Source organism: Pseudomonas sp. Sample_16 (genome assembly GCF_004307665.1).
Taxonomy (GTDB): domain Bacteria; phylum Pseudomonadota; class Gammaproteobacteria; order Pseudomonadales; family Pseudomonadaceae; genus Aquipseudomonas.
The window spans coordinates 23,981-46,472 of sequence record NZ_RCOB01000021.1; the positions used below are offsets into that span (position 1 = coordinate 23,981).

The 22,492-nt window shown below is 59.8% G+C and carries 19 protein-coding genes and 1 pseudogene; 10 read left to right on the plus strand and 10 right to left on the minus strand.

Translation table 11 applies throughout. The annotated features are described in order from the left end of the window. Positions 1–81: 81 nt before the first annotated feature. The gene (locus tag D8U69_RS02475; RefSeq protein WP_130904728.1) at positions 82–624 is read right to left on the minus strand and encodes a hypothetical protein; all 543 of its coding nucleotides are present in this window, start codon (positions 622–624) and stop codon (positions 82–84) included. Positions 625–822: 198 nt separating this feature from the next. Here D8U69_RS02475 and D8U69_RS29405 point away from each other — a divergent pair, with 198 nt between their 5' ends. Then, complete coding sequence (locus D8U69_RS29405; protein ID WP_177434451.1) at positions 823–1,407, plus strand: hypothetical protein; 585 nt, start codon at positions 823–825, stop codon at positions 1,405–1,407. A 39-nt stretch (positions 1,408–1,446) separates the two neighbouring features. On the opposite strand, the gene D8U69_RS02485 is transcribed toward D8U69_RS29405, so the two are convergent. Next, the gene (locus tag D8U69_RS02485; RefSeq protein WP_130906615.1) at positions 1,447–2,388 is read right to left on the minus strand and encodes a LysR family transcriptional regulator; all 942 of its coding nucleotides are present in this window, start codon (positions 2,386–2,388) and stop codon (positions 1,447–1,449) included. Positions 2,389–2,509: 121 nt separating this feature from the next. Here D8U69_RS02485 and D8U69_RS02490 point away from each other — a divergent pair, with 121 nt between their 5' ends. Next, on the plus strand, positions 2,510–2,926 hold the full coding sequence (locus D8U69_RS02490) for a RidA family protein (protein ID WP_130906616.1): 417 nt from the start codon (positions 2,510–2,512) through the stop codon (positions 2,924–2,926). A gap of 19 nt (positions 2,927–2,945) precedes the next feature. Here D8U69_RS02490 and D8U69_RS02495 read toward each other — a convergent pair whose 3' ends face one another. From D8U69_RS02495 to D8U69_RS02520, 5 genes are all read right to left on the minus strand, one after another. Then, positions 2,946–3,818, minus strand: coding sequence for a mechanosensitive ion channel family protein (locus tag D8U69_RS02495; RefSeq protein WP_130906617.1), 873 nt, complete (start codon positions 3,816–3,818; stop codon positions 2,946–2,948). Between the two features lie 172 nt (positions 3,819–3,990). Beyond that, positions 3,991–5,988: a U32 family peptidase gene (locus tag D8U69_RS02500; protein ID WP_130906618.1), complete on the minus strand. Its 1,998-nt coding sequence runs from the start codon at positions 5,986–5,988 to the stop codon at positions 3,991–3,993. Between the two features lie 269 nt (positions 5,989–6,257). Next, complete coding sequence (locus D8U69_RS02510) at positions 6,258–6,638, minus strand: RidA family protein (protein WP_056853351.1); 381 nt, start codon at positions 6,636–6,638, stop codon at positions 6,258–6,260. Between the two features lie 100 nt (positions 6,639–6,738). Beyond that, positions 6,739–7,737, minus strand: coding sequence for a bile acid:sodium symporter family protein (locus D8U69_RS02515; RefSeq protein WP_130904660.1), 999 nt, complete (start codon positions 7,735–7,737; stop codon positions 6,739–6,741). A 145-nt stretch (positions 7,738–7,882) separates the two neighbouring features. Further along, positions 7,883–8,743 carry a hypothetical protein gene (locus D8U69_RS02520; RefSeq protein ID WP_056853349.1) on the minus strand — a complete coding sequence of 287 codons (861 nt, stop codon included), beginning with the start codon at positions 8,741–8,743 and terminating at the stop codon, positions 7,883–7,885. Between the two features lie 393 nt (positions 8,744–9,136). Between D8U69_RS02520 and D8U69_RS02525 the strand changes: the two genes are divergently transcribed. The 7 genes from D8U69_RS02525 to katG all read left to right on the plus strand — a co-directional run bounded on the left by D8U69_RS02525 (position 9,137) and on the right by katG (position 20,018). Continuing rightward, the gene (locus D8U69_RS02525) at positions 9,137–9,619 is read left to right on the plus strand and encodes a hypothetical protein (protein ID WP_056853348.1); all 483 of its coding nucleotides are present in this window, start codon (positions 9,137–9,139) and stop codon (positions 9,617–9,619) included. Between the two features lie 283 nt (positions 9,620–9,902). Further along, a complete protein-coding gene (locus D8U69_RS02530; protein WP_130906620.1) occupies positions 9,903–14,006 on the plus strand; it encodes a bifunctional nitrate reductase/sulfite reductase flavoprotein subunit alpha in 4,104 nt (1,367 codons plus the stop codon). Between the two features lie 183 nt (positions 14,007–14,189). After that, complete coding sequence (locus D8U69_RS02535; protein WP_130904657.1) at positions 14,190–15,041, plus strand: putative selenate ABC transporter substrate-binding protein; 852 nt, start codon at positions 14,190–14,192, stop codon at positions 15,039–15,041. Beyond that, the gene (locus tag D8U69_RS02540) at positions 15,038–15,835 is read left to right on the plus strand and encodes an ATP-binding cassette domain-containing protein (RefSeq protein ID WP_130904656.1); all 798 of its coding nucleotides are present in this window, start codon (positions 15,038–15,040) and stop codon (positions 15,833–15,835) included. The genes D8U69_RS02535 and D8U69_RS02540 overlap by 4 nt, the downstream gene beginning before the upstream one ends. Next, complete coding sequence (locus tag D8U69_RS02545; protein WP_130906621.1) at positions 15,829–16,656, plus strand: ABC transporter permease; 828 nt, start codon at positions 15,829–15,831, stop codon at positions 16,654–16,656. Before D8U69_RS02540 ends, D8U69_RS02545 begins: the two co-directional genes overlap by 7 nt. Beyond that, positions 16,653–17,420 carry a phosphonate ABC transporter, permease protein PhnE gene (gene phnE, locus D8U69_RS02550; protein ID WP_130906622.1) on the plus strand — a complete coding sequence of 256 codons (768 nt, stop codon included), beginning with the start codon at positions 16,653–16,655 and terminating at the stop codon, positions 17,418–17,420. Before D8U69_RS02545 ends, phnE begins: the two co-directional genes overlap by 4 nt. Positions 17,421–17,762: 342 nt before the next feature. Next, positions 17,763–20,018, plus strand: coding sequence for a catalase/peroxidase HPI (katG, locus tag D8U69_RS02555; RefSeq protein ID WP_130906623.1), 2,256 nt, complete (start codon positions 17,763–17,765; stop codon positions 20,016–20,018). A gap of 79 nt (positions 20,019–20,097) precedes the next feature. Here katG and D8U69_RS02560 read toward each other — a convergent pair whose 3' ends face one another. The 3 genes from D8U69_RS02560 to D8U69_RS02570 all read right to left on the minus strand — a co-directional run bounded on the left by D8U69_RS02560 (position 20,098) and on the right by D8U69_RS02570 (position 21,920). Continuing rightward, a complete protein-coding gene (locus D8U69_RS02560) occupies positions 20,098–20,457 on the minus strand; it encodes a DUF6124 family protein (protein WP_130906624.1) in 360 nt (119 codons plus the stop codon). Between the two features lie 463 nt (positions 20,458–20,920). Then, positions 20,921–21,316 (minus strand): hypothetical protein, encoded by a 396-nt coding sequence (locus tag D8U69_RS02565; protein WP_130904652.1) that lies wholly within the window; start codon positions 21,314–21,316, stop codon positions 20,921–20,923. Positions 21,317–21,632: 316 nt separating this feature from the next. Continuing rightward, on the minus strand, positions 21,633–21,920 hold the full coding sequence (locus D8U69_RS02570; protein ID WP_130904651.1) for a barstar family protein: 288 nt from the start codon (positions 21,918–21,920) through the stop codon (positions 21,633–21,635). Between the two features lie 124 nt (positions 21,921–22,044). On the opposite strand from D8U69_RS02570, the pseudogene D8U69_RS02575 reads away from it, so the two are divergent. Beyond that, positions 22,045–22,374 (plus strand): annotated as a pseudogene (locus D8U69_RS02575) (transposase); the annotation flags it as partial. Positions 22,375–22,492: the final 118 nt, after the last annotated feature.

Consider the following 22,492-nt stretch of genomic DNA (forward strand, 5'->3'; position numbering starts at 1 on the left):
AAAGCAAGATTCAAAGATCCAGCCTTCGGCAGCTCCCGCGTCAGACGCAATACCTCGACGAAATGCAGTGGGTGATCAAATTCAGCACAGGTAGCTGCGTTGCACCCAGATCCTGCGGTCAATCGCCTCTCGCAATCGATTCTGATGCTCAGCCCATACTTTTGGGTCAACCGTGTTGGTCGAGCGCATCAACTCGAGCATGGCCGCCTGAGCGGCTTGATACTCAGCCCGAGCATCATCGAATCTGATTTTGCGTCGCTGACTTTCAGTCAGTTCCATCCGCCGCAATGCCAGGATCGATTCGTCGGCGATCACCGTGCTCAACGTCAACTGCGGCCGATGGGGCGCCGTGAAAGGTTGCATGTCCAGAATAACTTCCCGAGCCCAGGACGCCCCCCACTTCAATGCTGAAGCCAGCGGTTCGCGGAAACCGCGATCCTGAAAGTCTTCAAACATCACGCCACCACGATTGTCGTAGATGCCGATGAAGACCTGCGTCATTCCTTCTTGCGTAATGCGTGAATGCACTTCGATCTGCCGACCGTCGTTCAGCGCATCTTCATAAATTTTGACCGGTAACCGATTGTTGAGCCATAACCAGAACTTTGCGCCTCTGTGTCGCATCCCCAGCCCTCCCCGGTATGGTTTTCGAGTAAGGCACAGGATCGAAGGCGGTGCCATGTCACCGGTCGCTCGATAAACGGAAGCATTGTCTTTCACACGTTCTGCCATCACATCGTCATTCGCGATCTAGACTCCATCTGTGAGGGTCAAAACCTCGCCGACTCCTGCAGAAGCCGATAAAAACAAGGACACTCAACCTTGAACATTTCTACCATCTGCCTTTTGGGGAACTTGTTTGTCTCGGCCGGGGCTTTTGCCAATGGCGTCATTCCTGTCCTCGAACTGGATTTCACCCGCTCAGCCACTGAAACCCTGAAAAAAAGTGGTATCCACGACGCCTGTATCATCGTCGCTGCCAACCCGAGCGGTTTTACCTATTGCCGGGAAGGTTCGGCAACGCTGTGGCAGTATCAGGCGCTGGACCTGGAGCAACAAGCGTCGTACCTCAAGGGTTCTGCGCTGGCTTCAATCAACAATGGAAGAATAAGCATCGCCGAAATCGACAGTGCCGCCTGCGAAGACGAGCTGCCCAAGCCGCGGATTGACCCGGTTTTCCTGAATGCATCTTCCCTTGGCCTGATCGCCCTGTTTATCCTGCTGGGCTTGCGCTACACCTACCGGGCCACCCTGGAAGGCCTCTTTGAGCGTCCCCTGGATTCAGGCATGCACTTGCCACGCTCCAGCGGCGCGCTGCGCACCAACCGATCGACGACGAAAGCGTTGGGCGCGTTCGCCCTCGCGGCGGGCATGGCTTTCATTTACTTCGGCTACATTGCGCTTTGATCCGGCGAGCCCGCGATCGCTGGTGCGGATCTTTTCCGTTCAGGTCACGGATTGCGCCGCAGAACGTCGGTCCGCAATCGGCGCGTGCTGCGCCATCAGCTCAGCGACCCAATCGATGAACACGCGTACCTTGCGGCTGATATGCCGGTTCGGGGGGAACGCCACGTAGAGCGGCATCGGATCGAGCTGCCAATCCTCGAACAGCGCAACCAATTGGCCACTCGCCAGCCAGGGCCTGGACATGTAATCGGGCAACCAGAGGATGCCCATGCCGGCCAGGCCCGCTGCCATGTAAGCGTTGCCATCGTCGACCGCCAACACGTAGCGCCCCTTGATCTCCAGGCTTTCACTTTGATTGCGCATGGCATAGGGCAAAGCCTTGCCGGTTCGCGCCCACAGGAAACCGACGATGCGATGCTCGGAATCTTCCAGATCCTTTGGATGCGATGGCCTGCCGACACGCTCCAGATATCCCGGCGAAGCGAACACCCTCAATTGCAGGTCTCCCACCCTTCGGGCCATCAGCGATTGATCGGTCAACTCGCCTCCGCGCACAACGCAATCGACGTTCTCATCAATCAGATCGACGATGCGATCACTGACGCCCATGTCGACCTGGATATCCGGATAACGGGCATGAAATTCCGGCAATGCCGGGACCAGGATCAGACTGGCCAATGGGCTGGGCACATCCACCCGAAGCCTGCCCCTGGGCACCGTCGAGGCACTCGACAGGCTGGTTTCGGCATCGTCCAGATCGGCCAGCAGTCGCACTACGCGCTCGTAATAGACGGCACCATCGGCGGTGACGTTGACCTTGCGTGTCGTACGGTTGAGCAATTTGACCCGCAAGCGCGCCTCCAACTGTTGCACCAGTTGCGTGACGCTGGTCTTGCTCAAGTGCAGCGTCTCGGCGGCTTTGGTGAAGCTGCCCGACTCCACTACCCGGGCGAACGCCTGCATTGCATCGAAACGGTCCATACCTGCCCCGAATTGCTGTTCGATTGTTTGGGATTCGCAAACAGTGATAGTTGCAGTTGCGCGTTTATCGGGCAAGTGCCTGGCCTTAGAGTCTCCCCATCGTTAATCGAAGGAGGTTGTCATGACCCAACGTGATGTCGTTTTCCCACCCGCACGCCAGGCACTTTACGAGCGCAATCGCTACTCGCCGGCGATCCGCTCCAATGGCTTTTTGTTTGTGTCGGGGCAAGTGGGCAGTAACGAGGATGGCTCGCCCAAGGCAGACCTGGAGGAGCAAGTGCGGCAAGCGTTCAACAACCTGAACGGGATTTTGAGTGCGGCCGGTTGCAGCTTCGACGATGTAGTGGACGTCACCGTCTTCATGGTCGATCCCCAATCGACATTCGAGAGGATCTGGAAGGTGGTGCCAGAGTTCTGGGGCCAGGCACCGCATCCGACATTGACCGCCGTCGGCGTCACCTGGCTCTATGGATTCGCGTTCGAAATCAAGGTTATCGCCAGACTTGCAGAAACCGCTGCAAGCCAAGCGGCTCAATGATCACCGGCGCTTGCTGCGATCACTCCTTCGCCAGTGCGCCAGGCAGTGCGGCGCCTTGCTGGAAGATCACGGTTTGCGCCGGCATCGGCGCCGGGAAACCGGCTTCGCCGAGGGCATCCTTGATCACGCGATTGGTGTCGAAATAGACCTGCCAGTAGTGTTCGTTATGGCAGTAAGGACGCACCGCCAACACCGGCCCTACCAGATTGAACTCGATGATTTCCACATCGACCGCAGGCGTCGCGAGCACATTGGGAATCGCCGCGATTTTTTCCTTGAGCAAAGCCGCCGCCGCTTTCCAGTCGCTCGCGCCCGACAGCTGCGCCTGGAGATCGACGCGGCGGAACGGGTTGTGGGTGAAGTTCTGGATGTTGTCGCTGAAGATTTTGTTGTTGCCCACCAGGGTCAGCACGTTGTCCGGGGTGTTGATTGCAGTGGCGAACAGACCGATCTCGATGACCGTACCGGTGACCCCGCCAGCGCAAATGAAATCGCCGACCTTGAACGGCCGCAAGACAATAATGAATGCACCCGCCGCCAGATTGGCCAGCAACCCCGACCAGGCCATGCCGATGGCCAGGCCGACCGCAGCGAGCAGCGCGGCGAACGTGGTGGTCTGCATGCCGAGGTAACCGAGGATGGCAATCACCAGGATGATGTTCAGCGTCACGGTGATGGCCGACCCGACATATCGCAGCACGGTGGGGTCGACCTTCTGCTTGCCGAGGGCCTTCTGCACCATGCCGACCGCAAAACCGATCAACCAACGCCCGACAATCCAGAAGGCGATGGCGGTCAGCATCTTGACCGCAAAGGCGACGCCGTACGCCTGCACCACGGCGATCAGTGCGTTGAACTTCTCGGTGGTTACATTAACGATGGTCTCGTCCATGGCAGAGGCTCGCAAATGAGGGTTGACCTCAAGACGCTAGCACAGCTCGCGAAGCCCGCCAGTCGAGAACAAGCAAAGCGCGACGACCCGATCAACAGATTGCAACCTGCGGCAGTTCCTACAGTGGATTCCTGTAGGCGCTGCCGCAGGCTGCGATCTTTTCAGCTGCTACTCAGTGCGGAGCGCGGGGAATGGTCTTGAGCAGGTCTTCGGGGCTGATGTGGCCGACAACCGGTTGAACGCTGCCCGGCTGTGGCAAGCCAAGGATGTGGCCTTTCATCTTGCCGATGATGTGCATTTCACACGGCTTGCAGTCGAACTTCAGGGTCAGCACTTCATCGCCGTGGATCAGTTGCATCGGCGCGACCTTGGTGCGCACGCCAGTCACGCCCTTCGCCTGCTTGGGGCACAGGTTGAAGGAGAATCGCAGGCAGTGCTTGGTGATCATCACCGGCACCTCGCCGGTTTCCTCATGCGCCTCGTACGCCGCGTCGATCAGCTTGACCCCATGGCGGTGATAAAAATCGCGGGCCTTCTGGTTGTAGACGTTGGCCAGGAACGACAGGTGCGACTCCGGGTACACCGGTGGCGGTGTGGTTTCGGCTTTACGGCTGCCACGCGGGTGGGCGGCGATCCGTGCATCGGTCAAGGCTTCAATCACCTCGCGGCGCAAGGCCTTGAGCTGCGAATTCGGGACGAAGTATGCCTGTGGGGCGTCGAGCTTGATGTCGATGGCGTGATACTGAGTGGTCCCCAGCTGGCCGAGCAGATCCTGCAACTGCTCCAGCGCCTGTTCCGGCTTGTTGGCGGCACCGAACGGACCATTCAAGGTGACGCTGGCGCTGACGCCCTCTTCACTGGTGGCCGTCAGTTCAAGCTGTTCTTCACGCAGACGAGCGACCCAGCGCAAGGCCACACGACGCTCGGCAGAAGTCTTTTGCAGCGCCTGTTGCCAGTTGTGATCGAGGTTGCGATTGAGCGGGTGGCTGGGACGCAGCTTGTACATGCCCTCCGGCATCTCGTTGGGCTCGACGCGATAGCGATAGCGCTTCTCGCCGTCCTCTTCGAACTCGCCTTTGGGCTCGGCGATGTTCGCGCGAAAACCCACCACTTCACGCTTGACCAGCACATTGAGGCCATCGCCGTTGGACAGTGGCTCGTGCGTCACGACCAGCATGTCGCGCTTGGCAACTTTCTCGACAACGCCGACTGGCAAACCGGTGAACGTCGGCGAGTCAAAGGCACCGATGTCGATCTTGCGGTCAGTGACGAAGTAATCAGTGCTGCCACGGTGGAAGGTTTTTTCCGGGTCGGGCAGGAAGAAGTGCGCGGTGCGGCCGCTGGAGGCGCGGGCCAGGTCCGGACGCTCTTCGAGCACGGCGTCGAGGCGCTGGCGGTAATAGGCGGTGATGTTCTTCACATAACCCATGTCCTTGTAGCGGCCTTCGATCTTGAACGAACGCACGCCTGCCTCGACCAGAGCGCGGATGTTGGCGCTCTGGTTGTTGTCCTTCATCGACAACAAGTGTTTTTCGTAAGCGATCACGCCACCCTTTTCATCCTTGAGGGTGTACGGCAATCGACAGGCCTGGGAGCAGTCGCCTCGGTTGGCACTGCGGCCAGTCTGCGCGTGGGAAATGTTGCACTGCCCGGAGAACGCGACGCACAACGCGCCATGGATGAAAAACTCGATCGCCGCTTCCGTCTCGTCGGCGATGGCGCGGATTTCCTGCAGGTTCAACTCACGGGCCAACACCAGTTGCGAGAAGCCAGCCTGGTCAAGGAACTTCGCTCGCGCCAGGGTACGGATGTCGGTCTGGGTGCTGGCGTGCAGCTCGATCGGCGGGATATCCAGCTCCATCACACCCAGGTCCTGGACGATCAGCGCGTCGACACCGGCATCGTATAACTGGTGGATCAGCTTGCGGGCCGGCTCCAGTTCGTTGTCGTGCAGGATGGTGTTGATGGTGGTGAACACCCGGGCGTGATAACGACGGGCGAATTCCACCAGTTCGGCGATCTCGCTCACTTCATTGCAGGCATTGTGGCGGGCGCCGAAGCTCGGGCCACCGATGTAGATCGCATCGGCGCCATGCAAAATGGCCTCGCGGGCGATGGCTACGTCGCGGGCGGGGCTGAGCAATTCCAGGTGATGTTTGGGCAGGGACATAATATTTTTTTAGTCAGGCTGTCACGGTCGAGGCGCGCATTGTACCGGTGAAACGCCTGACCGGCACCCGTAGGCTGCCCGGTGGCTGCCTCGGCCAGGCCTGGAATGCCTCAAACCCTGTGGAAGCGCTGTAGCTGTGGCGAGGGAGCTTGCTCCCGCTGGGGCGTGAAGCGCCTCTGAAACAAGGACTGCTGCGCAGTCCAGCGGGAGCAAGCTCCCTCGCCACAGGATGCAAATGTTCGATCAGGTTTGTGTGTGTCCTGCCGGGATCAGGCCTTGGCCGCCATTGCCGTGACTTCCACACGCATGCCTTCGACTGCCAGTGAAGCAACGCCTACGGCGGCGCGAACCGGCCATGGCTTGGCGAAGAAGCGCTTGTACACCTCGTTGAACGCGGCGCGGTCGGCCATGTCGGTGAGGTAAATGGTCAGGTGCAACACGCGGTCCATGGAACTGCCGGCACGCTCCAGCGCAACCTTGAGCGCTTGCAGGGTGCATTCGCTTTGCAGGGTAATGTCACCCAACTCCAGGCTACCGTCGGCGCGGGTGGGAATCTGCGTGGAGACCAGCATGCCGCCGAAACCGGCAACGTCGGATGAAATGGAGTCTGCGTCGGGATCGGGGGTGAAAGTGATGTCTTGGTTGGCCATGGGACTCTCTTGCTTGCGAGGTAAAGGGGCACCGCCGCGATTCAACGCAGCGGCGCCTTTTGCGCAGGCAGTTTACCGCAAGTGAGTTAGCCGGATGCGATCAAGGATCCACCTGCCCCATCAACTCGGGCACCGATTCCGGGCGATTGGCGAAACGCTGCGCGAGGACCGCGCAGACCATCAATTGAATCTGATGGAACAACATCAATGGCAGGATCAGCACACCGATGGTGCTGCCGGCGAACAGCACCTGCGCCATCGGCACACCGGTGGCCAGGCTTTTCTTCGAGCCGCAGAAGAGGATGGTGATGCGGTCTTCCTGACTGAAGCCGCAGACTTTGCCCAGCACGGTAGAAGCCACCAGAACCAGCCCCAGCAACACACAGCAGGCAACCACCAGTCCGGCCAGATCACGCAACGGGATCTGGTGCCAGATGCCTTCGATCACCGCTTCGCTGAACGCGCCATAGACCACCAGCAAGATCGAACCTTGGTCGATAAATTTCAGCCAACCCTTGTTGCGTGCCACCCAGGCGCCGATCCAGCGGCGGGCGATTTGCCCGGCAACGAACGGCAGCAACAGTTGCACGCTGATTTTCAGGATGGCATCGACTGTCGAACCGCCATCGCCGTGCACGTCCATCAGCAACGTCACCAGCAACGGTGTGAGGAAGATCCCGAACAGACTCGACGCCGCCGCGCTGCAAATCGCCGCAGGGATATTGCCGCGGGCCAACGAGGTAAAGGCAATCGCCGACTGCACCGTGGCAGGCAGCGCACAGAGGTAAAGCATGCCCATGTACAGGTTGTCGCCGATCAACGGCGAGAGGAATGGCTTGAGTGCCAGGCCGAGCAACGGGAACAGCACAAACGTCAGGCCGAACACCAGCAAATGCAGGCGCCAGTGACCGGCGCCGGCGATGATCGATTCCCGCGACAGCTTGGCGCCGTGCAGGAAAAACAGCAGGGCAATGGCAATGTTGGTCAACCAGCCGAAGCCGACCGCGACCTGACCGCTGGCCGGTAGCAAACTGGCGAGAATGACCACACCGACCAGGGTCAGGGTGAAGTTGTCGGGTAAAAAGCGCGGGCGGGTCATCGGGATCATCCGGGTTGGCCAGGAACGTGATCTCGACTCTACCCCTGCGGAGAATTACCGACTAACGCTAATAAGCCAGTACATATCGCCTAAAGGACAAATCAGTCGGTCGAAAAGGCTAACTCGCGAATACCGGACTGATTTTTCACCGAGTGGACTGAACAATCGCTTTGAGCTTGGCCAGCGCGTCACTGGCGTTCTTTTCATCCGAGTCTTTCTTGTCGAACCAGCTGGTGCCGTTCTGCAGAATTTCGGCGAGAATCGGGAAATACAGTTGTTTTTTCTTCGCCAGCTCTACGGGATCGGCCGCCGTCGCTTGATCCAGCGCGGTTTGCAGCGTGTTGCGCTGGGACAGCCATTGCGGTGTGGCCTTCTCTTCGGGGCTCATGTTGTCCATGAAACTCAAGGCAGCCTTGGCTCGTCCGACCGGGTCATTGGCGAAAGGATCCCGCCAGTTCTTCTTCTGATCTTCCGGCCCGACGTAGTAGCCAGTGGCGAGCTGGGCCTGCTGGCGCATCACGTCCTGCGCTGCGGTTTGCTCTTGCTTGGTGAACTTCCCGCCTTCGTTGGTGGCGACCGCATACAACGAGCGCCGGTCAAGGTCGCCCATCAGCGCATTACGGTCGGCCATGCTGTTGTCGTAGGGCTTGCCGCTGCCCGACATCTGCGCATATTTTTCATCCATGCGCTTGCGGGCATCGAGGGCGACGTCGGCGAAGGTTTTGTCCCTGGAGCTGGAAATCGCACCGGGCTGGGCCACACCAAGAATCAACGCATCGGCGTTCATCCCCGCGCGCACCGGAAAGTACCGCGCGTTGCTGGCAATCGCATCGCTGTAATCAGTGGCCGCGCTGGAAAAGCTCACCGCGTCATCATTCTGCGTTTGATCCGGCGCTGCGCTGCTGTCCGCCACTTTGCCCCGGGCACTCGTCGTGCTGGTGTTGGCGGCAGAGGTATAGGCAGCGATCAAGGCGCTGGACGAGGACGAGGACGCAGTGACGTTCATGATTCTTCCCTGTTAGTGAGGCTCAAGTGCGGGCACCTCGGCGGGTGTCATTGTATATCGGCACGTCAGGCCGATCTTTATACCTTGGTGTTAAATCAACACACCGTTGTCTGGTGGTCAGCACCCGGTTTTATCCATAAATTCCTGCCGCCCGAAACCTGCACCATCCCCGGCATGACAATGAGGCGTTTTTTTTCCAGAAAAACGTGTCGCACTTTGTACAGCCGGAACTAAAATCTGAAGTAGCGGATGCGAGTTCATGTGACGCAGAGTCTTGCTGAAGTGGAGGTATACGACAACGGCCAAGGGATTGCATAGTCACGCCTTGCGCTGCAGTTCAATGCGCTCTACGACCATGCCTTTACTGCCTGCTTCGACAACGGACACTCATCCATGGACATAGCTCCACAATTCATCATCCATGAAACGGCACACTGGATACTCAACCATCACATGTCGTCAAAGCTCCCTGGCTATCTGGTGCTGGGGACGCGATACAACACCAGTTCACTGGCTGAACTTCCCGAAGCCGCGTTGATTGAACTCGGCAGCCTGCTCGGCAAAGTGCAGAAGATCCTGCAGACGCAACTGCAACCCAAATGGCTCTATATCAGCCGCTTTGGCCATGACCCGGCATTCCCCATTCATTTCCATTGCATCCCGGTCTATCACTGGGTCGAAGAATTGTTCTGGCAGGATGATCGCTACAGATTACTGAAGAACTTCGGTGCGGGTGCCCACGCTCATACACTGACCGATGGCGCCGAGCTGACGCTGTTCATCTGGCGCGAATTTGGCGAGAGCCCGGAACCGCCAAACATCCCGGGCCCGAGCGTCGAGCAAATCATTGACCGTTTGCGCCTGTCATTCCGGTAAGGACTGCGAAGGCCCGCCTTGGGCTGGTGCACCATTAAGTGCATCGCCATATAAAAGTGCACGCAGCACCCATGCCGATTTACCCTTTCCTGCCTTGAACCCCTGATTCGGCGCGGCCCCGGACATTCTGGCGCGCTGTTTGCTAAGTACCTCAAACGCAGTCAACGCTGATTGCACCTATACGACAAAGGCGCCGTGTAGCCCCCGTTTTTTACGGAGGGCCGCATGGCGCCTTTTGCGTTTGCGCACCGCTCAGGTGCCGGTAGAGATTCGAGGGGCGAGGATGGCAAATAAAACCGTGCGCAGTGTGTGTCCCTATTGTGGCGTGGGCTGCGGCATCGTCATGCACGTCGAAGACAACCGAGTGGTCAAAGTCACGGGTGACAAAAGCCATCCGGCCAACTTCGGCCGGCTGTGCACCAAAGGCACGACATGCGGCAAGGCCATTGCCGAATCGGGGCGCATGGAAAATGCCTACCTGCGCCAGGAACGCAGTCGAGATCCGGTGCGTATGGCAATGGATTCGGCCATCACTGAGACAGCGACCCGTCTGCGCACCATTCTGGATAACCACGGTCCCGATGCGCTGTCGTTCTATGTGTCGGGGCAGATGTCGCTTGAAGCCCAGTACCTGATTACCAAACTGGCCAAGGGTTTTGTCCGCACCGCCAATATCGAGTCCAACTCGCGCTTGTGCATGGCCAGCGCCAGCAGCGGCTACAAGCTGTCGCTCGGCGCCGACGGGCCGCCGGGTTCCTATCAGGATTTTGACCGTTCGAATCTGTTTTTCGTGATCGGCGCCAACATGGCCGACTGTCATCCGATCCTGTTCCTGCGCATGATGGATCGGGTCAAGGCCGACGCCCGACTGATCGTGGTCGATCCACGGCGCAGCGCCACGGCGGACAAGGCCGATCTGTATCTGCCGATCAAACCCGGCACCGACCTGGCCTTGCTCAATGGCTTGCTGCACCTGCTGGTGAAAAACGGCCACACCGACCCGGCCTTCATCGCCACCTTCACCGAAGGCTGGGAGGCGATGCCCGGTTTCCTCGAGGATTATTCGCCGGATGCCGTCGCAGAAATCACCGGCCTGCCCGAAGCGGACATCCGTCAGGCTGCGCAATGGATCGGCGAAGCCGCCGAGTGGATGAGCTGCTGGACCATGGGCCTGAACCAAAGCACCCACGGCACCTGGAACACCAATGCCCTGTGCAACCTGCACCTGGCCACCGGCGCGATCTGCCGCCCGGGCAGCGGGCCGTTTTCCCTGACCGGTCAACCAAATGCCATGGGCGGCCGCGAGATGGGCTACATGGGACCAGGCCTGCCCGGCCAGCGCTCACTGCTGGTGGAGGCGGATCGCGCATTCATCGAGGATTTGTGGAACATCCCCCACAACAGCCTGCCGCGCGCAGCCGGTGCCGGCACCGTGGCGATGTTCGAACAGATGAGCGCCGGGCAGATCAAGGCCTGCTGGATCATCTGCACCAACCCGGTAGCGTCCGTGCCCAATCGCCAGAAAGTGATCGAAGGCTTGCAGGCCGCTGAACTGGTAATCACCCAGGACGCCTTTCTCGACACCGAGACCAATCGCTACGCCGATATCCTTCTGCCGGGTGCGTTATGGGCCGAGGCGGAGGGCGTGATGATCAACTCCGAACGCAACCTGACGCTGATGCAACAAGCCGTGCAGGCGCCCGGCGAAACCCTGCCCGACTGGCAAATCATTGCCAGGGTGGCGTGCGAAATGGGCTTCGCCGAGGCCTTCAGCTACACCGACGCCAATGAGGTGTTCGAAGAGATCAAACGCGCCTGGAATCCGCAGACCGGTTACGACATGCGTGGCGCCAGTCATGCCCGTCTGCGCGAACAGTCGTTGCAATGGCCGTGTGCCGACGCCAGCGCCGATATACGCAACCCGATCCGCTATGTGAATGACGGCGTAAGCCAGGCACTCAAGCTGGAAGCCGACGGCAGCCGACCCGCCATCGTGTTCCCGAGCGCGAACGGCAAGGGCAAGTTCTTCGCCCGCCCGCACCTGTCACCGGCAGAGATGCCCGATGAAACCTTTCCCTTCGTGCTCAATACCGGTCGCTTGCAGCATCAGTGGCACACCCTCACAAAGACCGGCAAAGTCGACACCCTGAACAAACTCAACCCTGGGCCGTTCATCGAGATTCATCCTGAAGATGCCGCTCGCCTGGGCATCAAGGACAAGGACCCAGTCGAAGTGCGCTCGCTGCGCGGCCGCGCAGTATTGCCGGCGGTGGTGACCGAACGGGTGCGCGAGGGCAATTGCTTCGCGCCTTTCCACTGGAACGATGTGTTTGGCGACAACCTGGCCATCAACGCGGTCACCAGCGATGCCGTCGACCCGATCTCCCTGCAACCGGAATTCAAGTTTTGTGCCGTTGCCCTGCAACGAGTCGAACTGATCAACCATCAATTTCTCGATTCGCCTGCACCGGCCACCGCCCCACTCCCCGCTTGCACACTCTCCGAGGAACTCGTCATGTCGAGCATCGAGACCTTCGCCGATCTCGCGGGCATTCGCAGCCTGCCCTCCCCGTCACTCAGCGATAACGAACGCACCTACCTCGCCGGTTTTGTCAGTGGCCTGCAATCCACCGCGGGCCGCCAGATCGCTGGCGTACCGGTCATGCCGGCCAACGCGCCACTGGCTGCGACTACCCGGCTATGGCTTGACGGTGTGCTGGGTGGGTTATTCAGCCGCGTCGAACTGGCCGACAGCCCGGCGCCAGCGACCCCGGTTGGGGCAGACCGTACACCCGCGCTGACCCTGTTGTGGGCCTCGCAAACCGGCAATGCCGAGGCACTGGCCGAGCGCTTTGCCAAGCGCCTGCGTGACGACGGGATAGCCGTGGAGCTGAGCCCGATGGCTGACTTTCCAGCCAGCAAACTGGCGACTACCGCCAACCTGGCGCTGATCAGCAGCACCTTCGGCGATGGCGACCCACCGGACAATGGCGAAGGTTTCTGGTACACCCTCAATAATGCCCAACTGCGCCTTGAATCCCTGCGTTTTGCGGTTTTGGCTTTGGGTGACCCGAACTACGACCAGTTCTGCCAGCACGGCAAGCAACTCGATCAACGCCTGCAGGAGCTGGGCGCTACCCGCCTGATCGAACGGGTCGATTGCGACACTGAGTTCGAAGAGCGTGCCGACAACTGGCTCGCTCAATTGCACAAAGTCCTCAAGCCTGCGCATTCGGTGATCGACAAGCCGGCCATTATCGTAGCGCCCAGCACGGTCGAGGCACCCTGCAAGACCCGACCGCATGCCTCGCGACTGCTGACCAATCTTCACCTCAACCGCCAGAGCAACAACAAGGAAACCCGCATGTTTTCCCTGGACCTGGCGGACTCTGGGCTCAGCTACGAGGCGGGCGACGCACTGGGGGTCTACCCGCGCAACTGCCCTGAACTGGTCGACGAATTGCTCGAACTGACGGGCATGAGCGCCGACGCCACCGTCACCCTCGACAAGCTCGGTGAGGTGCCGTTGCACCAGGCCCTGACCGAGCATCTGGAAATCGCTCGCCCCAGCCAGGAAACGCTGGCATTGATTGCCGAACGCAGTGCCAATCCCGCACTGAAACAACTGCTGGGCAGCGAGCGCAAGGCTGAGCTCAAAGACTGGCTGTGGGGCCGGCAACTGGCGGACGTGCTGCAAGCCTTTCCGGTCGATTGCTCGGCCAGCGAACTGCTCAGCACCTTCAAGCGCCTGCAACCGCGCCTGTATTCCATCGCGTCCAGCCCCAAGGCGCACCCGCAGGAAGTGCACCTCACCGTCGCCGCCGTGCGCTATGGCAAACGCAAAGGCGTGTCCTCGACGTTTCTTGCCGACCGCGCGCAAAACGGCCATGTGCCGGTTTTCGTCCAGCCGTCCAAGCACTTCCGCACGCCGGTCGATGGGGATGTACCGATGATCATGATCGGCCCCGGCACCGGCGTGGCGCCCTTTCGCGCCTTTCTGCAGGAGCGTCGGGCACGGGGTGATCAGGGCCATAACTGGCTGTTTTTTGGCGAGCAACATGCCGCCAGCGACTTCTACTACCGCGACGAATTGCAGGGCATGCAGCGCGATGGCTTGTTGACCCGATTGAGCCTGGCGTTTTCCCGCGATCAGGCGCAAAAAATCTACGTGCAGGACCGCATTCGCGAACAAGGCGCCGAACTGTGGCGCTGGTTGCAGGAAGGCGCGCAGGTGTACGTCTGCGGCGATGCCAGCCAGATGGCCAAGGACGTCGACCGGGCCTTGCGCCAGGTTGCGCAACAGCATGGCGGACTTGGCGCGGACTGCGCCGCCGATTACTGGCGGCAGATGAGCGAGCAAAAACGCTACCTGCGGGATGTTTATTGACGTTTGATCGCTGGCGTCTGGCGGTCCTTTCAGGTCGCCGGTCGGCCTGATCAAACTAACTGAGTGCAAAGCAGGAGTTCATGCTCACCCTCCGTTTCGGCTACCCTCACACTGCGCCATGCCACTCACCGCCCATGCGGGACGCAGCGCCTTTTTTTGTAGTGAATGAAACGGAGAACTTTCATGCTCATGCGTACCCTGGCACTGGCCGTCGGCTTGACCCTGTCCATCAGCAGCTTGCTGGCGCAGGCCGCCGACACCCTTAAAGTCAGCGCCATTCCTGACGAAGCCCCGACCGAATTGCTGCGCAAGTTCAAGCCACTGGGCGCTTATCTGGAACAACAGTTGGGTATGAAAGTCGAGTTCGTGCCTGTCAGTGACTACCCGGCGGTGGTCGAAGCGCTGGCCACGGACCGAATCGACCTGGCCTGGCTTGGCGGGTTCACATTCGTCCAGGCCCGTTTGAAAACCGGCAACGCCATTCCCCTGGTCCAGCGTGAACAGGACGCGCAGTTCACCAGCAAATTCATCACCGCGGACCCGGCCGTCAAATCCCTCGCCGACCTCAAGGGCAAGACCTTCGCCTTCGGATCGGTGTCGTCCACGTCCGGCAGTCTGATGCCGCGCTACTTCATGCTCAAGGACGGCATCAAGCCGGAAACCTGGTTCAGCCGCGTCGGCTATTCCGGCGCCCATGACGCCACGGTTGCCTGGGTCCAGGCCGGCAAAGTCGATGCCGGCGTGCTCAACGCCAGCGTCTGGGAAAAACTGGTTGCTGCCGGCAAAGTCGATACCAACAAAGTCAAAGTGTTTGCCACCACGCCCACCTATTTCGATTACAACTGGACCGTGCGCGGCACCCTCGACCCGGCGCTGGCCGCGAAAATCAAGGCAGCGTTCCTGGCCCTCGATCCGGCAAAACCGGCGGACAAGGCCATTCTCGACCTGCAGGCCGCCAGCCGTTTCATCGAAACCAGCCCGGATAACTACAAGGGCATCGAGGAAGCCGCGCGCGCTGCCGACCTGCTCAAATGACCCTGCAGCTGACCCGGGTCAACCTGACCCATACCAATGGCATCCACGCGCTGCATAACGTGGACTTGCACATCGCGGCGAGCGAACAGGTCGCCATCATCGGCCCGTCCGGTGCGGGTAAATCGAGCCTGCTCAATCTGCTGGGCACCGCCCTGCAACCGAGCAGCGGCGAGCTTCAACTGCTCGGCGAACGTGCGTGGCAACTGTCTGCCCGCCAACGCCAACGCTTGCGCGCGCGAATCGGCCTGGTCCACCAGTCGCCGCCGCTGCCGCCGCGCCAACGGGTGGTCACGGCGGTGCTGGCCGGCAAGATTGGCCAGTGGGGCCTGGGCAAAAGCCTGATGAACCTGCTGCATCCGCTGGATGTCGCCGGCGCACGGGCGGCGTTGGCCAGGCTGGACCTGGGCGACAAGTTGTTCGCCCAATGCCAGCAACTGTCCGGCGGCCAGCTTCAGCGCGTGGGCATTGCGCGCGTGCTGTATCAGGCGCCCGAGGTGTTGCTGGCCGATGAGCCGGTGTCGGCGATGGACCCGGTACTGGCCGAACACACCCTGTCAGTGCTGTGCCGTCATGCACGGGAACACAACGTCACGCTGGTCGCCAGCCTGCATGCAGTGGAACTGGCCCTGGCGCATTTTTCACGGATCATCGGCTTGCGCGACGGACAGATTATGTTCGACCTGCCGGCCAGCGCCGTCGACCGCGAACTGCTCGACAGGCTCTACGCCAACGAACAGTTGCTTTCCCCTCCGGTCCCACCGGTCCCTCTGGTTGTGCAGATTCCTCGATGCTGAAACGCGATACCCGAGACCCGGCCGCCCGACCGCGTCTGCTGCTGACGCTATTGGTCATTGCCTTGCTGTGGCCAGGCATTCACTTCAGTGAACTGGATTTGAGCGTGCTGGTGGCCAGCGACAGCCAAAGCGAGATGGGCCGTTTTGTCTCGGCGTTCTGGCCACCGGCCCATGGCGAAGAATTCTTCCAGTTGCTCCTGCAAGCCACCCTGCAAACCCTGGCCATCGCCACGGCGGGCATGGCACTGGCGCTAATGCTGGCCGTGCCCGCCAGCCTGTTGGCCAGCCGGGCGTTGTCGTTGTCGGCGGCGTCCCGCGCAGGGCGTCCCGATTCCTGGGGCCAATGGCTGCGCTGGCCGGTGCGCGGCTTGCTGATCTTCCTGCGCAGCGTGCCGGAGATCGTCTGGGCGCTGTTGTTCGTGCGTGCCGTGGGCCTCGGGCCGACGGCCGGGGTCCTGGCCATTGCCATTACCTACAGCGGCATGTTGGGCAAGGTCTACGCGGAGATCTACGAGTCGGTGGACCAGCGCCCCGCCCATGCGTTGCTGCAAGCCGGCAGTGGTCGCCTCGCGGCCTTCGTCTACGGGATTGTGCCCAATGTCGCGGCGGAACTGTTGTCGTACACGGTGTACCGCTGGGAATGCGCGATCCGCGCCTCGGTGGTGATGGGGTTTGTCGGTGCCGGGGGCCTCGGCCAGCAAATGGACCTGTCGTTGCGCATGTTCGCTGGCGGTGAAGTCGCCAGTCTGTTACTGACGTTCCTGGTGCTGGTGCTGTTCGCCGATCAACTCAGCCGTTTGCTGCGCTGGAGGCTGGCATGAATCGCTTGATCAACCTGGCGCTGTTGCTGGGCATCGTCGCCGCGGCCATCGCCTCTTTCGTCTACCTGGGCATCGACCTCGGCGAACTCGGCGCCACCGGCAATTTCGGGCGCATGGCCGATTATGCCCGGCGTTTCCTCAGCCCGGACTTGAGCCCAACTCACCTGCAAGCCATCGGTCATGGCGCAGTGGAAACCATCGCCATGTCGGCTTTGGGCACCTTGCTCGCGGCGGTATTCGGCCTGATGTTGGCATTGCCGGCGGCGGGACGGTTCGGCTGGCCGTTGCAGAGCGCGTCACGCCTGGTGCTCAACGCCCTGCGCGCAGTACCGGAACTGGTGTGGGCGGCGTTGATGGTGCTGGCCGCCGGGCTCGGTCCCAATGCCGGCACCCTGGCGCTGGCCCTGCATACCACCGGAGTACTCGGCCGGCTGTTCGCCGAAGCGCTGGAAAACACCCCGGCGCAACCTGCCGAAGCGATCCGCCTGCAAGGTGGCAATGCAGTCTGGGCGTTCTGTTACGGCACGCTGCCCAACCTGTGGCCGCAAATGGTGGCCTACATTCTGTATCGCTGGGAAAACAACATCCGCATGGCCAGTGTGCTCGGGTTCGTCGGTGCCGGTGGTCTGGGACAGATGCTGTACGTCAGTCTCAGCCTGTTTCAAGAGGCTCAAGCCAGCACGGTCATCCTGGCCATGCTATTACTGGTATTCGCTGTCGATACGTTGAGCAGCTGGAGCCGTCAACGCTGGGTCAAGGCCTGACGGCTTTTGCAAAACGCCTCGCCCCTGAAAGATTTCGCCTATCGGCTGCCAATACTGCGGCTATTAGCTGACTTCCCAAGGGGCGACTAGCATTATCTAACGCCGGTGCCATCTGGCCGGCCAAGACCTGATAACGAGATAAGAACGAGTCTGCAACTGACTGGGCGTACCGTGGGTCATCCTGTCGGCAATTGCGTTGCCTGTGTTCAGAATACCCGCATGGCCAGATCGATCAGAAGATCGCATTGCACGGCCGCAAGCCTGAGTCATTGATTTCAATCACCGCTGTCCGACCACAACCGGGGCGGTCAGCTGAATGACACGACCGAGGGTAGCTCACACATGGCAACTGAATCGAAATGCCCGTTTCATCAGGCCGCCGGCGGTGGCACAACCAACCGCGACTGGTGGCCGAATCAACTGAATCTGAAGATCCTGCACCAGCACTCGTCCCTCTCCGATCCCATGGACGAAGACTTCAACTATGCCGAAGCCTTCAAGCAGCTGGACTTTGCAGCCGTCAAAAGAGACCTGACGGCGCTGATGACCGACTCGCAAGATTGGTGGCCCGCCGACTTCGGCCACTATGGCCCGCTCTTTGTGCGCATGGCCTGGCACTCCGCCGGCACCTATCGCACCGGTGACGGCCGTGGCGGCGCAGGCTCCGGCCAGCAACGCTTTGCACCGCTCAACAGCTGGCCGGATAACGTCAGCCTCGACAAGGCTCGCCGCCTACTCTGGCCGATCAAGCAAAAATACGGCCGCAACATTTCCTGGGCCGACCTGATCGTGCTCACCGGCAACGTGGCGCTGGAGTCGATGGGCTTCAAGACGTTTGGTTTTTCCGGTGGCCGCCCGGACGTCTGGGAACCGGACGAAGATGTGTATTGGGGTTCGGAAAGCAAATGGCTGGCCGGTGATACCCGTTACGGCAAAAACGATCAACCGATGCAGAAACCCGGTGAAGGCCCGCTCGTTGCCGAGCCTGGGGAAAACGAAGACAGCCGTGTCGAGCCTGGCCGCAATCTGGAAAACCCGCTGGCCGCTGTGCAAATGGGCCTGATCTATGTGAACCCGGAAGGCCCCGAAGCCAATCCGGATCCGGTCGCCGCCGGCCTGGACATTCGCGAAACCTTCGGTCGCATGGCGATGAACGATGAAGAAACCGTGGCGCTGATCGCCGGTGGTCACGCCTTCGGCAAAACCCACGGCGCGGGTCCCGCGGACAATGTCGGGGCCGAGCCCGAAGCGGCCGGCCTGGAAGAGCAAGGGCTGGGCTGGCGGAACAAGTTCGGTACCGGTAAAGGCCCCGACACCATTACCAGCGGCCTGGAAGTCACCTGGACAACGACCCCGACCCAATGGAGCAACAACTTCCTGGAGAACGTGTTCGGCTTCGAGTGGGAACTGACCAAGAGCCCTGCTGGCGCGCATCAGTGGAAGCCAAAAAATGGAGCAGGCGCCGGCATCATCCCGGATGCCCACGATCCGTCCAAACGGCGTGATCCCACCATGCTGACCACCGACCTGGCGCTGCGCTTCGACCCGATCTACGAGCCGATTTCACGGCGCTTCCTGGAGAACCCCGACCAACTGGCCGACGCCTTTGCCCGCGCCTGGTACAAACTGATCCACCGTGACATGGGGCCGCTTTCGCGCTACCTCGGCCCGGAAATGCCCAACGAAGAACTGCTGTGGCAAGACCCGATTCCAGCAGTCGATCATGAGCTGGTCAACGACAGTGATGTCGCAGCGCTGAAGAGCAAACTGCTGGCCTCGGGACTGTCGGTGTCGCAGCTTGTTTCCACAGCCTGGGCGGCGGCTTCGACCTTCCGCGGTTCTGACAAACGCGGCGGTGCCAACGGCGGGCGCCTGCGTCTGGCGCCACAGAAATTCTGGCAGGCCAATCAGCCGGAACAACTCTCGGGTGTGCTGGAAAAACTCGAAGGTATCCAGAAGGAGTTCAACGCCGGCGGCAAGAAAGTCTCGCTGGCTGACCTGATCGTGCTGGCCGGTTGTGCCGGGGTCGAGCAGGCAGCGAAAAATGCCGGACACACCGTCACGGTGCCTTTCACACCCGGGCGGATGGACGCGAGCCAGGAGCAGACCGATGTCGAGTCTTTCGGCTTCCTTGAACCCATCGCCGATGGCTTCCGCAACTACCTCAAGGGCCGTTACACCGTCCCGGCGGAAAAGTTGCTGATCGACAAGGCGCAATTGTTGACGCTCACCGCACCGGAAATGACTGCGCTCATTGGCGGCATGCGTGTGCTCAACACCAACGTCGGCAAAACCGCCCACGGCGTCTTCACCAGCCGCCCGGAAGCGCTGACCAATGATTTCTTCACCAACCTGCTGGACATGGGCGTGGAATGGAAACCGGTGTCGGAGGCCAATGAGGAATTCACCGGAACAGACCGCAAGACCGGGCAACAGAAATGGACCGCGACGCGGGTCGATCTGGTCTTTGGCTCCAACTCTCAACTGCGGGCGCTTGCCGAAGTTTATGCCAGCGCCGGCGGCCAGGAGAAATTGGTCAAGGACTTCGTGGCAGCGTGGACCAAGGTGATGAACCTGGATCGGTTCGACTTGAAGTGAAATAGCGAAGTACTGATGAGCCACCCCGGCATTGAAGGTGTCGGGGTGGTTTTTTTTTGGTCCTTCGTCAATTAGCGGATCATTGCGGCGGGTCAATCTGATCCAGTACGCGGTTCGCCGTGATCTCCGCCAGCATGATGCTGTTGGAAATGCCCAGCAGCGCATTGCGGTCGCCACCCTCCAGATGATCGACCAATTGATGCACCATCACATCCACCGAGGCCAGCGTCTCCACCAGATACACCATCAGGGTTTCAGTCTTGACCTCGGGGTCTACCGTAAACAGCGTGCTGACTGTGCGCGGCGTGGCCTTGATGTCGGCCGTCGAGGGGAAGTGGGAGTTGAGCGCGCGCTCGGCGGCGTCGTTGAGAGTCTTTGGATCGGGTTCGTAGGGTGACGTGGGATCGGTTTCTGGCGGATTCGGCGTGGGTTTGATCATGATGAAACTCCTTGTGTATTTAAAGGAGTCATCACCCTTGCTACCAAACGAAGGGTGGTGACCATACGAAGGTTGGTAGACCGGCACACAAGGCAAACCCGGCGCGCCCGAAGGCGCCCTGCGCATGGCCACCATAAAACAGGTGTCGAAAAGCACCTGCAAAAGGTGACGCTGTGCGCCTTGTGGTGGCCGGGCTACCAAACCCGATCGCTGTTTTTTTCAGCGACCGGCAAACAATAGAACCCAGCCCCAAGACGCACAAGCCGGCGGATTCTGGCGTAACCGTAGGCAACGGCGCAAGGTTTTGTAGCTTTCAGGAAAAAAGCCTGAGGACGCTTAAACACAAACCCCACATCGACGTTTAAAAACGCCAAACACTCACCTGTAGGAGCGAGCCTGCTCGCGAAAAGAGCCAGAGCGGACGGTGCCGCTCCAGCCGGAGCCCCCGTGGACCTGCCTCGCGTCACGGATTGAGTTTCAAATGCGCATTGACCCGCCCGCTTTTTGGATCAACAAACCAGAACTCATTATTAGCTACTTTCACCTGGCTGCATTCCGTTGGGTAGCCTTTGGGTATGACGCAAACAACACCCTCGTTAAGTGTCCAGCGTTCCTTCTCGGGAGGGTCAGGTGCCATTTGAAAAATGTCCGTTCCATCGGGCGAAAACAAAATCGAATACGGACGGCTGCCCTCCCGAGTGGTGCCATACAGCTTCTTGTTCATTAACGTGCCGTGGATTTGCTCGTCATTTAACGTGACGGCGTTTGCCGGCACAGATGGCGGTTGATAAGCGCTACTGCTTGCGCATCCGGCGAGAAAAATCAACGAGGCGATCATTCCGAACTTTAAGAAAGTCATGCCGCACCTTCCTTGTATTTGCCGAAAAAATTTTCGGTAAATCAAAGCTTAGTCAACGCGTTTGACACACCCCGATGCAGGCGCCCAACGGTTGACGGTGAGGTGCACTCTTCTACTTTTTGTTGGTATTCGTTAGGTATGGGGCCGATAGTGGGTGTTGTAGACAGGCAGCGATCGGCCCAGAGTGTGTAAAAACAGATGGTGCCGGCAGCCAACGGCAGTGAGCCAAGAATCTCGGTGCGGGATCTACTGAAAATTTTCCTGAGGAAGGCTGGCGGTTTACGTGGCTCCGGCCAAATGTCGACCTAAAAATCGTTTAGTCGAACTCCACATCTGGTGCGAGTTCTGGATACTCGATCTTCATGTCTTCAAGGATTTTTTGCATCAGCTTCGCATCCTCCGGTAAACGTCTGGATAAAGTATTCCACCCTGAGATTTTCAAGTGTATGGGCATTTCCACAAGTCCCGTAATTGCATCCCAGAAAGCATCCCAATTACAGCCGTACCAGCCAGGGAATTCGAGTGCATCTTTCAAGATGGAATGGAGTTCGTCAGAATTCGTCACCTCACTTAAGTCAAACTTTACAACCTGTAAGCGGGTCATCGTCAGCACCTCAAAAATTGTTCGCCAGTAAGAGGGGTAACTGAAGTCCGCCTCTGTCAGGGAGCCTATGCCGGTATACACCTTTGCTATGATTTTCCGAGGTGTTTAACTCCAGGAATCGTCAATGAAGCGCTTCATCCAAGGCGAACATCGCGGTCAAAGCACCTTACTTCCCGAGAGTCTTGACGACTACGTCAGCGATACCAACCCGGTGCGCGTAGTCGACGTCTTCGTCAACGAACTCGACCTGGCCAAACTTGGTTTTGACGGTGTCATACCGGCAGTGACGGGCCGGCCAGCTTATCACCCCGCGATCTTGTTGAAGATTTTCATCTACGGCTATCTGAACCGGGTTCAGTCGAGTCGACGCCTGGAGCGGGAAGCCCAACGCAACGTCGAGCTGATGTGGCTGACCGGGCGTTTGATGCCGGATTTCAAGACCATCGCCAACTTCAACAAAAAAAGGGGACAGATCTATTTTTAGAATAATAAATTCGTCCCCTTTTCTGCGGGTTCGCTTCGGCGCCATTTCCGATTGCTGACGGTCCCCACTTTTCCTCGAGTCGGGTTAA